The sequence below is a fragment of the Massilia eburnea genome (genome assembly GCF_050709955.1).
In the GTDB taxonomy this organism is placed as follows: Bacteria; Pseudomonadota; Gammaproteobacteria; order Burkholderiales; family Burkholderiaceae_D; genus Rugamonas; species Rugamonas eburnea_A.
In genome coordinates, this window is record NZ_JBNZFX010000036.1 from 56,726 (window position 1) to 69,471 (window position 12,746).

13 protein-coding genes are annotated in these 12,746 nt (G+C 62.7%); 4 read left to right on the top strand and 9 right to left on the bottom strand.

Annotated elements, in window-relative coordinates; translation table 11 throughout:
- Nucleotide 1 precedes the first annotated feature (1 nt).
- Nucleotides 2-1,495: an aldehyde dehydrogenase gene (locus ACQ4MM_RS22465; protein ID WP_431479444.1), complete on the top strand. Its 1,494-nt coding sequence runs from the start codon at nt 2-4 to the stop codon at nt 1,493-1,495.
- Between the two features lies 1 nt (nt 1,496).
- Here ACQ4MM_RS22465 and ACQ4MM_RS22470 read toward each other — a convergent pair whose 3' ends face one another.
- The 7 genes from ACQ4MM_RS22470 to ACQ4MM_RS22500 form a co-directional block, all read right to left on the bottom strand.
- A complete protein-coding gene (locus ACQ4MM_RS22470) occupies nt 1,497-2,036 on the bottom strand; it encodes a UPF0149 family protein (protein ID WP_431479445.1) in 540 nt (179 codons plus the stop codon).
- Nucleotides 2,037-2,040: 4 nt separating this feature from the next.
- Nucleotides 2,041-2,883 carry a 3-methyl-2-oxobutanoate hydroxymethyltransferase gene (gene panB, locus ACQ4MM_RS22475; RefSeq protein ID WP_431479446.1) on the bottom strand — a complete coding sequence of 281 codons (843 nt, stop codon included), beginning with the start codon at nt 2,881-2,883 and terminating at the stop codon, nt 2,041-2,043.
- A 232-nt stretch (nt 2,884-3,115) separates the two neighbouring features.
- Nucleotides 3,116-3,592, bottom strand: coding sequence for a 2-amino-4-hydroxy-6-hydroxymethyldihydropteridine diphosphokinase (gene folK / locus ACQ4MM_RS22480; protein WP_431479447.1), 477 nt, complete (start codon nt 3,590-3,592; stop codon nt 3,116-3,118).
- On the bottom strand, nt 3,592-5,088 hold the full coding sequence (gene pcnB / locus ACQ4MM_RS22485; RefSeq protein WP_431479448.1) for a polynucleotide adenylyltransferase PcnB: 1,497 nt from the start codon (nt 5,086-5,088) through the stop codon (nt 3,592-3,594). The genes folK and pcnB overlap by 1 nt, the downstream gene beginning before the upstream one ends.
- Nucleotides 5,081-5,752 (bottom strand): HAD family hydrolase, encoded by a 672-nt coding sequence (locus ACQ4MM_RS22490; RefSeq protein ID WP_431479550.1) that lies wholly within the window; start codon nt 5,750-5,752, stop codon nt 5,081-5,083. Before ACQ4MM_RS22490 ends, pcnB begins: the two co-directional genes overlap by 8 nt.
- The gene (gene hda / locus ACQ4MM_RS22495; RefSeq protein WP_431479449.1) at nt 5,752-6,420 is read right to left on the bottom strand and encodes a DnaA regulatory inactivator Hda; all 669 of its coding nucleotides are present in this window, start codon (nt 6,418-6,420) and stop codon (nt 5,752-5,754) included. Before hda ends, ACQ4MM_RS22490 begins: the two co-directional genes overlap by 1 nt.
- Before the next feature lie 51 nt (nt 6,421-6,471).
- Nucleotides 6,472-7,557: an AI-2E family transporter gene (locus ACQ4MM_RS22500; protein ID WP_431479450.1), complete on the bottom strand. Its 1,086-nt coding sequence runs from the start codon at nt 7,555-7,557 to the stop codon at nt 6,472-6,474.
- 119 nt (nt 7,558-7,676) lie between these two features.
- Here ACQ4MM_RS22500 and ACQ4MM_RS22505 point away from each other — a divergent pair, with 119 nt between their 5' ends.
- Together ACQ4MM_RS22505 and purM are read left to right on the top strand one after the other, a co-directional pair.
- Nucleotides 7,677-8,693: a hypothetical protein gene (locus ACQ4MM_RS22505; protein WP_431479451.1), complete on the top strand. Its 1,017-nt coding sequence runs from the start codon at nt 7,677-7,679 to the stop codon at nt 8,691-8,693.
- Between the two features lie 95 nt (nt 8,694-8,788).
- Nucleotides 8,789-9,832, top strand: a complete 1,044-nt coding sequence (purM, locus tag ACQ4MM_RS22510) for a phosphoribosylformylglycinamidine cyclo-ligase (protein WP_431479452.1) — start codon at nt 8,789-8,791, stop codon at nt 9,830-9,832.
- A 151-nt stretch (nt 9,833-9,983) separates the two neighbouring features.
- Here purM and ACQ4MM_RS22515 read toward each other — a convergent pair whose 3' ends face one another.
- Nucleotides 9,984-10,559, bottom strand: coding sequence for a hypothetical protein (locus ACQ4MM_RS22515; RefSeq protein ID WP_431479453.1), 576 nt, complete (start codon nt 10,557-10,559; stop codon nt 9,984-9,986).
- A 161-nt stretch (nt 10,560-10,720) separates the two neighbouring features.
- On the opposite strand from ACQ4MM_RS22515, the gene ACQ4MM_RS22520 reads away from it, so the two are divergent.
- Nucleotides 10,721-11,521, top strand: coding sequence for a sterol desaturase family protein (locus tag ACQ4MM_RS22520; RefSeq protein ID WP_431479454.1), 801 nt, complete (start codon nt 10,721-10,723; stop codon nt 11,519-11,521).
- Here ACQ4MM_RS22520 and ACQ4MM_RS22525 read toward each other — a convergent pair.
- Nucleotides 11,518-12,732: a 6-phosphofructokinase gene (locus ACQ4MM_RS22525; RefSeq protein ID WP_431479455.1), complete on the bottom strand. Its 1,215-nt coding sequence runs from the start codon at nt 12,730-12,732 to the stop codon at nt 11,518-11,520. The two genes, ACQ4MM_RS22520 and ACQ4MM_RS22525, sit on opposite strands and share 4 nt — an antisense overlap.
- Nucleotides 12,733-12,746 lie beyond the last annotated feature (14 nt).

Sequence of the window (12,746 nt, forward strand, 5' to 3'; positions counted from 1 at the left end):
CATGGCAAAAGAAGCGATCAACTGGCATGACCGCGCAAAGCTGCTGACCCTCGATGGGCGCGCTTTCGTCAACGGTGAGCGCACCTGGGCGCGCGGCGAGCGCAAGTTCGATAACCTTTCGCCTGTTGACGGCCGCTACCTGTCGCAGACGGCGCGTTGCGACGCTGCCGACGTCGACCAGGCGGTTGCCGTGGCACGCCGCGCCTTCGACAGCGGCCGCTGGGTGAGCCAGGCGCCGGCACAACGCAAACGCGTGCTGGTGAAATTCGCCGACCTGATGATGCAGAACAAGGATGAATTGGCGTTGCTCGAAACGCTCGATATGGGCAAGCCGATCAAGTACAGCCAAGTGGTCGATGTTTCGCTCGCTGCGAACTGCATCCGCTGGTATGGCGAGGCAATCGACAAGGTGTACGGCGAGATTGCGCCGACGCCTGGCAACTCGCTGGCCCTGATCACGCGCGAGCCGGTTGGCGTGGTGGCGGCCATCGTGCCGTGGAACTATCCGCTGCTGATGGCAGCGTGGAAGATTGCGCCGGCGCTGGCCGCCGGCAACAGCGTGGTGCTGAAGCCGTCGGAGAAGTCGCCGCTGTCGGCGCTGCGGCTGGCGGAGTTGGCGGTGGAGGCAGGCATCCCTCCCGGCGTGTTCAATGTGCTTCCTGGCTATGGTAACGAGGCTGGCGCCGCCCTGGCGATGCATATGGACGTGGACTGCATCGGCTTCACCGGCTCCACCCGCACCGGCAAGCAGATCATCCAGATGGCGGGGCAGTCGAACCTCAAGCGAGCGTGGACGGAGTTAGGCGGCAAGTCGGCCAATATCGTGTGCGCGGATTGCCCTGATCTCGACGCCGCCGTTGCCGCGGCGGTCGGGTCGATCTACTTCAACCAGGGCGAGAGCTGTAATGCGCCTTCACGCCTGTTCGTGGAAGAATCGATCAAGGACAAGTTCCTGGAGAAAGCGCTGGCAATGGTGCCGTCGTATGCGCCTGGCGACCCGCTCGACGAAAAGACCGTCATGGGCGCGATTGTCGATTCGATCCAGATGAAAACCGTGATGGGTTATATCGACGCCGGCCGCGACGAGGGGGCGAAACTGCTCGCTGGCGGCAATGCGGTGCGCAAGGAGACGGGTGGCTTCTACGTGGAGCCGACGCTGTTCGACGGCGTGCAGAACAGCATGAAGATTGCGCGGGAAGAGATTTTCGGGCCGGTGTTGTCGGTGCTGTCGTTCAAGGATCTCGACGAGGCCGTGAAGCAGGCGAACGATACGCCATACGGCTTGCACGCGGCGGTGTGGACATCGGATATTTCGAAGGCGATCCGCACTTCGCGCGCGCTGAAAGCGGGCACCGTGCACGTCAACCAGTACGATGGCGACGACATCACGGTTCCGTTCGGCGGCTACAAGCAGTCAGGCAATGGCCGCGACAAGTCGCTGCATGCTTTCGACAAGTACACCGAGCTGAAAACGACCTGGATTCAGATCGGCTGAACTAAGCGCCGCAGCACTTCTTGAATTTCTTGCCGCTGCCGCAAGGGCAAGGATCGTTGCGGCCGGCCTTGGCTACCTTGGCCTGCGGCGCGTGGAAGAATTCGTTGATCTTGATGACAGCCTGCGGCACTTTGGTGGCGTTCAACGGCGCCTGGAATGGCACCAGTAACGCGGGCTGCTGGGCGCGCAGGGGAGCCCAGGCATCCGGGGTCATGGCGACGCCCGCCATAAAGCCATCGCACCACGCCTCCACAGTCCAGCTGCCGCCGCACTCGTAGATCGGCTCGAAGCTGCCCGGATCTTTCTGCATCCACACGCTCATGTAGTCGTGATGACGCAAGATCAGCGCGGTCGCTTCGTCGCTGCCGGCCGCGCCGCCGCAGACCATGGGCAGCCAGGTTTCTGGCGCCACGTCGGCCGGGCCGATCACCAGCGCGGTCAGGAAACCTTCCAGCTTGGCGACGTCCATGCTCTGCGGGCCCATTGCAGCCAGCAGGTCATCGAGTTGGTCGTATTCGTCGTCGTTAAGCGGATTGTTCATGGCTTCAGAAGCAATGTTCAACTGCCGGGAAGGTGCCGCCCTTGACCGCATCGATGTAGTCCGACACCGCAGCCTGGATCGACACCTGGCCTTCCATGAAGTTCTTCACGAAGCGCGCTTTACGGCCTGGGAACACGCCCAGCATATCGTGCATCACCAGCACCTGGCCCGAGCAATCCGGACCGGCGCCGATGCCGATGGTCGGCATCGACAGCAGGTCGGTCACTTCCTTGCCCAATGCGGTCGGAATCGCCTCCAGCACCACCATGGCTGCACCGGCGGCCTGCAGCTTGAGCGCATCCTGCTTCAGCAGCTCGGCGCTTTCAATGGTCTTGCCCTGCACCTTGTAGCCGCCCAGCGTGTGCACGGATTGCGGGGTCAGGCCCAGGTGGGCGCAAACCGGGATCGAACGCTCGACCAGGAAGCGCACGGTTTCAGCAACCCAGGCGCCGCCTTCGATTTTCACCATATGCGCGCCGGCCTGGATCAATTGCACAGCGTTGTGGAATGCCTGCTCCGGCGTGGCGTAGGAACCGAACGGCATGTCGGCCAGGATCAGCGCATTCTTCGCACCGCGGGCTACCGCAGCGGTGTGGTAGGCGATTTCCTGCACAGTTACCGGCAGTGTGGACTGGTGGCCGTTGCACACCATGCCCAGCGAATCACCGATCAGCAGCACTTCCACGCCGCAACCGTCCATCAGGGAGGCAAAGCTGGCGTCATAGCAGGTCAGCATGGTGATCTTCTCGCCGGCTGCCTTCAAGGTGTTGATCGAAGGGATCGTGACCGCCTTGGTAGGGACGGCACGCGCAGGCGCCGGGTAAGGGTTTTGCAGGTTGCCAGACATGGTATGTCCTTAAATTCGAAAAACGATATTCTAACTGCGGAAAATGAAGTGCACAGCGGATGCTAGGCTAAGGACTTAGAGCAGTCCCTCCAGACTTTTGAACCGGTAAACCCGGGTCTGACCCAAGGGTCAGACCCAGTCAGCTCAACTGCCGCAGGTGGCCTGGAACCAACCCCGAGGCCGCAAGACCGTTGGGGGTCTGCCCCTTGGGTCAGACCCAGGTTTACCGGTTTTAAAGGCGGATGATACCTTGATCGGAAACCGAAGGCGCGAAATCGGCAGCGACGCCTAGCCCCGGCAGCACCACGTGAGGCGCCAGTTCAAGAAGCGGCATCAAGACAAACGCCCGCAAATGCATGCGCGGATGCGGCACGGTCAGCGTGGCCGTGGAAATCTGCTCATCACCATACAGCAGCAGGTCGAGATCCAGGGTGCGCGGGGCGTTGAAATACGGCCGCTCGCGTCCATGCGCCTGTTCGATATCGAACAGCGCCTCCAGCAAAGCCAGCGCAGGCAGGTCAGTGCTGACACGGGCAACAGCGTTGATATAGTCGTCGCCCGAAGAATCAACCGGCGCGGTGCGGTACAGCGAAGACACCGCCTCCAGCGTAGCGCCCGGCAGCTTGCGCAAGCGCTCCAGCGCATCCAGCACATTGGCGCGCGCGTCACCGAGGTTGGCGCCGATGCCGATGAAGGCGGTAACCGGCATCAAGCTTCGCCGGCAGGCGCGTTGCCGCCACCGCCACTACGGCGGCCACGGCGCGGACGGCGCCGGCGCTTGCGGGCCGGAGCCTCGCCCTCCGGGCTCGGATTCAGGAATTCGTCGTCATCGGACTCGTCGCCTTCGTCAGGATCAGCCTGAACATCGGCAGCAGCGTCGTCCTGCGAAGCAGCGCGGCCGCGGCGTGGCGCAGGTTTCTTCTTCTTGCCGCCGCCAGACGATGCGATCGACACCAGTTCGGCGCGCATGGTCTCGTCGGCCTCGTAGAAGGCCGTCCACCAGTCGCCCAGCTCGCGGTCGATCTCGCCGGAAGCGCAGCGCAGCAGCAGGAAATCGTAGCCGGCGCGGAAGCGCAGGTGTTCCAGCAGCTTGTAGGGGTTCTTGCCATTGCGGCGCTCAAAGCGCGGCTGCATGGCCCAGATATCGCGCATGTCGGAACCGATCTTGCGCTGGATCGCCAGCTTTTCGGTCTGCGACTCCAGTACTTCGTCCGCCGCCAGGTGCAGCGCAGGAATCGGGAGTTCGCCCGCCGCCTGGTACGCCTGCCACTTCTCCAGCACCTGGTGCCACAGCAGCGATGCAAACAGGAAGCCCGGCGATACGGTCTTGCCGGCCATCACGCGCTTGTCGGTGGAATCCAGCGCCAGCGTCACGAACTTGGTTCCCATCGGCTGTTCCAGCACCACGTCCAGCATCGGCAGCAGGCCATGGTGCAGGCCTTCCTTGCGCAGCTGCTGCAGGCAGGCCAGGGCCTGGCCGGAAGTGAGCAGCTTGAGCATTTCGTCGAACACGCGCGCCGCAGGCACGTTGTCGATCAGAGGCGCCATCACGCCGATCGGCTCGGCGGTCGAACGCTCGATGGAGAATTTCAGCTTGGCGGCAAAGCGCACCACGCGCAGCATGCGTACCGGGTCTTCACGGAAACGCGCTTCCGGCTGGCCGATGATGCGCAGCGTCTTGGCGCGGATGTCTTCGATACCACCGTGGTAGTCCAGCACTTCCTGCGTGGCAGGGTTGTAGTACATAGCATTGATGGTGAAGTCGCGGCGCTCCGCGTCTTCCGCCTGCGAGCCGAAGGTGTTATCGCGCAGCACGCGGCCATGTTCGTCTTTCGGCGCATTGTCGGTTGCCGTGCCGCGGAAGGTGGTCACCTCCAGCAGGTCCTGGCCGAACATCACGTGCACGATCTGGAAACGGCGGCCGATGATGAAGGCGCGCCGGAACAGGCGCTTCACTTGCTCGGGCGTGGCATTGGTGGCGACGTCGAAGTCTTTCGGCTTTACGCCCAGCAGCAGGTCGCGCACGGCGCCGCCGACTACGAAGGCTTCATAGCCGGCCTCCTGCAGCGTGCTGGTCACGCGGATCGCGTTGTTCGACACCATGCGCACGTCGATGCCATGGTCCTTTGCCCCAAGTACGACAGGCTCGTTGCTGGGTCTCGCGCTCTTGACGCCCAGGATCTTGCGGATGAATTTCTTAATCATTGAACAGGTGAATTAGTGGCCAGCCTTGCGCGGTCGCGTGCTCGGACAGCTTGGCGTTCGGGTTGGTCGCAATCGGGTGGCTGACGATCGACAGCAGCGGCAGGTCGTTATGGGAATCGCTGTAGAAGTGGACGCTGTCAAAGCTGTCCAGGGAATGTCCCAACTTTTCGAGCCATGCTTTGGTGTGCACGATCTTGCCTTCGCCCTGGGTTGGAGTGCCGAGCAGCTTGCCGGTGATGCGGCCGGCGGCATCGCGCTCCGGCATCGCGGCAATCACATGCTCCACGCCGAAAGCCTTGGCGATCGGCGCCACGACAAAGTGGTTGGTCGCCGTGACAATCGCCACCAGGTCGCCGGCATCGAGGTGCTGCTGCAGCAGCGTGCGGGCGGATGGCAGGATGTTCGGCATCACCACTTCGGTCATGTACTGCTGCTGCAGTCCGGCCAGGTGCCCGGGCTCGAAGGAGGCCAGGGTCCCGAGCGAAAATTCCAGGTATTCCACCGGGTCCAGGGTGCCCGCCTGGTACTGCGCGAAGAATTCCTCGTTGCGGCGCTTGAATTCAACGGCATCGACGGCGCCCACGCGGCACAGGAACTGGCCCCACTCGAAATCGGAATCGATCGGCAGCAGGGTATGGTCAAGGTCGAACAGGGCGAGTTTCATCATTCTTTCGCTTCCTCCTGCAGCCATTCGCGCAGCAGGGGCAGGGTGATCGGGCGTTTGGTTTCCAGGGAATACTGGTCGAGCGAGTCGAGCATCGAGGACAGCGATACCATGTCGCGCTGGAAGTGCGACAGCAGGTAAGGTAGCACACCGGGTGAGAGGATCAAACCGCGCGCTTCCGCCATTTGCGTCAGCGTTGCAAGCTTTTCATCATCGGTCAGGCCATGGATCTGGTACACCAGGCCCCAGCCCATGCGCGTGCGCAAGTCCTCGCGCACCGGCAGCACGGCCGGGGCGACCGAGCCCGCGCTCACCATGAAGGCATTGTTGGCGCGGATCTCGTTGAACAGGGCAAAGGCATCGATCTGGGCCACTGGCGACAGCTTTTCGCAGTCGTCCAGCAGGTACAGGTCCACGTCCGGCGAATACAGGAACTCGGTTTCAATCGAAAACGGCGAAATAAAGCGCGCGCGTTCGCTCGAGGCGAGCGCCTTCAGCAGGTGCGACTTGCCTGCGCCAATTTCCCCCCACAGGTAGGCGAAATGCTCGCGGGAGCTGCGTTCGGCGAACTGGCGCATCAGCGCCGCCACCTCCGCATTGCGGCCCACCTCGAACGATTCGAGGGTGCACACCGGCTCCGCACCCAGGTCAAGCACCAGCTGTTTCATTGGACTTGTCCCGGTATCGTGGACTTTTTGCTAACGTAATCGATCTTCACACTACGCATTATAAAAGCTGCTGCGCATGTAGTGGCGGCGCAGATGCTTAAAACCGACCATTAAGAGGGCGGACGCGGGTAAAGCCAGCAGCACACCGACAAAGCCGAACAGCTGGCCGAAGGCCAACAACGCGAAAATCACGGCCAGCGGATCAAGGCCGATACGCTCGCCCACCAGGCGCGGCGTCAGGATGAATCCTTCGATCACCTGGCCCAGGCCGTAGATGATGGCCACCGCCACCAGCCCGCTCCAGTCCGAAAATTGCAGCACCGCTGCCATCAGCGCCAGCAGCAGGCCGAGGCCAAAGCCGAGATAGGGGATGAACACCAGCACGCCGGACAGGATGCCAACCGGCAGCGCCACGTCGAAGCCGGCCACCGCCAGCGCAGTGGAGTAATAAACTGACAACACTAGCATCACCAGCAACTGGCCGCGCAGGTACTGCGCCAGCAATGCGTCGGATTCGCGCGCCATCTCCATGGTAGCGCCGATATAGCGGCGCGGTACGGCAGCGGCGATGCGGGCCAGCAGTTGCTGCCAGTCCAGCAACAGGTAGAACAGCACGACCGGGATCAGCACCAGCGTGGCCAGCCAGCCCAGCACGGCGCTGCCGCCGGTGCGCACGGAATTCAGCACGGCGGCCCAGATCTGGTTGCCGCTTTCAGCCATTTTCTCCGCCACCAGGGCCTTGATGCTGGCGCCGTCGAGGGTGAACTCCACGCCCAGTTGCTGCAGGCGCGGGCCCAGCGTGTCATTCAGCTTGGCCAGCGAAGCGGGGATGGCTGCCTGCAGTAGCGGGATTTCCTTTTGCAGCACCGGCACCACAATCAGCAGCAGCGCCAGCACGGCGGCGCCAAACAGGGTGATGACAATGGAGACGGCCAGCGCGCGCGGCATTTTCCAGCGGCGGAACAGGCGCAGGCGGCATAGCTTGTCGACCGCAGGATTCAGCGCATAGGCGAAAATGGCGGCCGCCAGGAAGGGTGTCAGTACCGGCCCCAGTATCCAGAGCAGGAAGAAAAAGGCGGCCCAGACAGACACCCAGAATAACGTTTGTTTTTGTTCTGCCGAGAGGGGAAGGGGCATCTGCGCGGGCGCTATCGGGACGAAGGAAGGGCTATTCTAACGCCTCTGCTGTTAAAAACACCATGCGCTGGGCCTTGCAGTAGTTTAATATTTCCATAAATCAACTTCGATGTGATGTCATGCTGTCTGTCCGCACCCATGCCGCCGTAGCGGCCCTGTCCCTGGCATTTGCCGCCCATTCCCCTGCCATGGCAGCGGACGATGGCGAAAAATGCGAAGGCTTCAACCGTTTGTTGTGCATGCCCATCGCTGCCGCAGCCAGCGTGGCCGACGCCGCTGCCGGCGTGGCTGAAATGGTGAACTTCAAGAAGCCATCCACCAAGGTCATCGACGCGACGGACGAGGGCGACCTGGCCCGCATCAAGCGTTTCGATCCCAGGAAAGACCCCAGTTTTGAGCCGGAAACCATGCTCGGCGTGGCGGTCAACACCTACCTGACCAAGCCCGACCCGGCCAAGGACGCCAAGCGTTTCGCCGTCCTCGAATACCTGGTCGAGAAGGCCGATATCTCCGGCGAACTGGGCACTGTGCTGCTGCAGGAGACCGTAAGCCAGGCCTACTTCGCCCGCAATCCCGCGCAGGAAAGCTGGCCGCGCCGCCTGGCACTGGCCCATCTGCTGGTCGAGCGCGGCGCCAGCGCCAAGGGCATCAACCTGTCCACCTGCGACCATTGCGAAACGGATAATGAATTCCTCGCGCTGCTGATCCAGGCCGGCGCCAACCCGAACGTGCAATCGACCACCTATTCGGCCCTGCTCAACCGCTTTATCCGCAAGGACCAGTTCGACGCCGCCAAGCGCCTGGTCGCCCTGGGCGCCGACCCCAACGGCAGCACCTGGGGCCAGCGCAGCATGCTGGTGCGCCTGGTCAGCGAATGCGACAAGGACCTGACGCGCAATCTGGTGCCGTCCGATCGCTTCGAGGCGGAATGGGAGAAATGCGTGGCTGCGGTGACAACCCGCGTCAACTTCGCCATCGAACAGGGCGCCGACCCGAATGGCAAAGCCAACCCGGACAACGGCTGCCTGACGCCCTACGAGGTGGCCTTGGAAAAGAAGAACGACGAGCTGGCCGCACGCCTGCTGAAGCTCGGCGCACGCTCCAGATTTGGGGAAGTTTGCCGCTCCGGGGGCTGAAAATCGAAGGTTCGAGGGGTAAAAATGCTAAAATAGCGGACTTGCCGTATTCGGCCACCGCTTTTCCATTCTTCCGCCTCAGTTGCGACAACACCATGAGCCAACCTTCGAATGTTTCCCTGTCCTACCGTGACGCAGGTGTCGATATTGACGCCGGCGACGCCCTAGTTGAAGCGATCAAGCCATTCGCCAAGCGCACCATGCGCGAAGGCGTGATGGGCGGCATCGGCGGCTTCGGCGCGCTGTTCGAGATCAGCAAGAAATACAAGGAGCCGGTGCTGGTTTCCGGTACCGACGGCGTCGGCACCAAGCTGAAACTGGCGTTTGAGCTGAACCGCCACGACACCGTGGGCATCGACCTGGTGGCCATGAGCGTGAACGACATCCTGGTGCAGGGCGCCGAGCCGCTGTTCTTCCTCGACTACTTCGCCTGCGGCAAGCTGAACGTGGCGACCGCCACCGACGTGATCAAGGGCATCGCCAAAGGTTGCGAGTACTCCGGTTGCGCACTGATCGGCGGCGAAACCGCTGAAATGCCATCCATGTACCCGGACGGCGAATACGACCTGGCCGGCTTCGCAGTCGGCGCGGTAGAAAAGTCCAAGCTGATCGACGGCTCCAAGATCAAGCCGGGCGACGTGGTGCTGGGCCTGGCCTCTTCCGGCGCTCACTCCAACGGTTACTCCCTGGTGCGCAAGATCATCGAAGTGGCCAAGCCGGACCTGGAAGCCGACTTCCACGGCCGCAAGCTGGCCGACGTGCTGATGGAACCAACCCGCATCTACGTCAAGCCGCTGCTGGCGCTGATGGAATCGATGGAAGTAAAAGGCCTGGTGCACATCACCGGCGGCGGCCTGGTGGAAAACATCCCACGCGTGCTGGCCGAAAACCTGACTGCCGAACTGGATGGTTCGTCCTGGACCATGCCACCGCTGTTCAAGTGGCTGCAGCAGCACGGCGGCGTCGCCGACGCGGAAATGCACCGCGTCTTCAACTGCGGCATCGGCATGACCGTGATCGTATCGGCTGAAAACGCCGATGCAGCCGTGGCCCAGCTGACTGCTGCCGGCGAGACCGTATCCCGCATCGGCAAGATCCGCGCCCGCGCGGAAGGCGAACACCAGACCATCGTCGTATAAAAAATAGGGACGTACCCCATTTTTCGATGAACGGAGCCCAAGCGGCTCCGTTTTTTTTTGTCCACTTTGGGGCGGTACGGCGGTCCGGCAGGAACCAATGTGGACATTTCCGCCGGAAAATGTCCACCTTCGTTCCTGACCCCAAAGTGGACTATTTCCGCGTGAAATCCATGATCCAGTTGGTTTGCCAGCTGGTGCCGTCATCCCAGGAATAGGCTTGCTCCCAGCGTGCCTGGCGCTCGCTGCTGCGGGTCCAGGTAAAGCGCACGCGAGCCGTGCGGCCTTTGTAGACTTCCTCGCCCTCGAAGCGGCCGACGCCATCGGCACCGAAGCGGCCCACTACTGGCGGCAGCAAGCTGCCGGTTGCCGGATCGAGCCCGCCGTCACGGTTGGTCAGCCAGTAGATGCTCCAGCGCCCGGTGGCCGGATCGAACACGCGCAGCGTCATCGCTACAAAGCCGGGACGCCAGTCGCCCAGTGGCCGGTACTCGTCATAGTTGCCGATGCCGGCGGGTAGCGCGTGCACCAGATTGCTGGCGCTGAAGGTTTCCCATGGGCTGTCCGGATTGGCGTAATCGGACTGGCGGCGGTTCTGCACCGTCCAGTCGCCGTGCAGGAAGTCGAAGCCGTGCCGCGCACGCTCGATGTCGGCGGTTGAAGGCGTTCCGCCTGCCGCCGCTGCAGCACCGCTTGCCGCCAGGGCCAGCGCCCCAATCAGTTTCTTCATGCTTGTCTCCTTGGTTGTAAGAGCTGCCATGCTAGGCCGCCTACAGGCGAGAACCCGCCCTATATGCCGGCCGTATCTAAATCCGATACCAAGGGGATTTTCTTAGGCCCACGCTGCAACCCGGCGCGATGATTCGTCCTTGCCAAACGAAAGGACACGCCATGCTCGCCACCATCTTCATCGTCTTCGCCGCCTGCTTTGTATTGGAGCGCCTGCGGCCCGGATGGAAACTACCCCAGGTCCGCACCTGGCCGGTGCGCGTGTTGGCCATCAATGCCATCCAACTCGGCGTGGTCCTGCTGGCCGGCGTGAGTTGGGAACGCTGGGCCTCGCAAGCCTCGCTGCTGCATCTGTCCGACCACATGGGACCGGTGGCCGGCGGCCTGCTGGCCTACTTCATCGCCACCTTCGTGTTCTACTGGTGGCACCGGGTGCGCCACGAATCGGACCTTCTGTGGCGCCTGTTCCACCAGATCCACCACAGCCCGCAGCGTATCGAGGTCATCACCTCGTTTTACAAGCACCCGGGCGAAATGATCGTCAACTCGATCATCGGCAGCGTGCTGGTATATGCCTTCCTTGGCCTGTCGCCGGAAGCGGGCGCGGTGTACACCCTGTGCACCGCGCTTGGTGAATTCTTCTACCACACCAGCGTCACCACGCCGCGCTGGGTCGGCTGGTTCTTCCAGCGCCCCGAGATGCATCGCATCCACCACCAGTACGGCCGCCACAAGAACAACTACGGCGACATCGTATGGTGGGACATGCTGTTCGGTACTTATGAGAACCCGGAAAAATTCGAAGCCACCTGCGGCTTCGATCCCGACAAGGAAGAGCGCCTCGCGGACATGCTGGGCTTACCGCGACGTGCACCAGGAGTGATCCGCGCAGCGGCAGCGCGATCAGCCACATCAGCGCTTTGTACGATTTTCCTGGCGGCTGAACTGCCGGTGCTGTTCTAGCGTTTGAGGATCTTCGGTACAGGAGCCGGCCGCAGGCGGTAAGCATCCGGCATGCCGGAACCGAGCAAGGGGCGCAGGTACATGCGGAAGGCATCGGTCACTCCGGTGCCTTTCTCGTCGATGAATTCATCTTCCATGGTGCGCGTCTTGCCGGCCACTGCTTCCAGCGGCAGCAGCTCGTAATCGGCCGAATAGAAACCTGTGCGCTTGATCGCCACCGAGCCGTTGCGGTCGCCCCACATGGCGAATTGCACCGCCTTCTCGCCGACCTCGCGCGCTTCGCGCTGGTCCACGTCCGACACGCAGCCGATGAAGGAGCGCTGCAGGTAGCCGAAGGTGTCGCCGCGCACGCGCTTGATGCCCAGCTTGTCCTTGATTTCGTCGCAGAGCAGGTCGGCCAGCGCACCGGTGCCGGACAGTTGCACATTGCCATGCGCATCGCGCTCCACTTCCTTCGCCAGCAAGGCGGCAATCGGTTCGCCGGAGGCATCGTGAATGCCTTCCGAAACCGCGATCACGCAGCGGCCGTAGCGCGCATAAGTGTCCTTCACATCGGCCAGGAACTGCTCGATCGAGAATACGCGCTCCGGCAGGTAGATCAGGTGCGGTCCATCGTCAGGGAATTTCTTGCCGAGAGCAGAAGCGGCAGTCAGGAAGCCCGCGTGGCGCCCCATCACCACGCCCACGTACACGCCCGGCAGCGAAGCATTATCGAGGTTGGCGCCGGCAAAGGCTTGCGCCACGAAGCGCGCTGCCGAAGGGAAGCCGGGCGTGTGGTCGTTGCCCACCAGGTCGTTGTCGATGGTCTTGGGAATGTGGATGGCGCGCAGCGGATAGCCGGCAGCCTGCGCCTGTTCGGCCACGATGCGCACCGTGTCCGATGAATCGTTGCCGCCGATGTAGAAGAAATGCTCGATCTCGTGCGCCTTCAGCACCTTGAAGATCTCTTCGCAGTACTTCAGGTCCGGCTTGTCGCGCGTCGAACCGAGGGCGGAGGAGGGCGTGGCGGCGACCAGTTCCAGGTTATGGCTGGTCTCCTGCGTCAGGTCGACGAATTCCTCGTTGACGATGCCGCGCACGCCGTGCAGCGCACCGTAGATGCGCGTCACATTGCGGAAGCGGCGCGCCTCGAGCACGACGCCGACCAGCGACTGGTTGATCACGGCGGTGGGACCGCCCCCTTGTGCGACCAGGATCTTGCCAGACGACATCGCGCTGCCTCCTT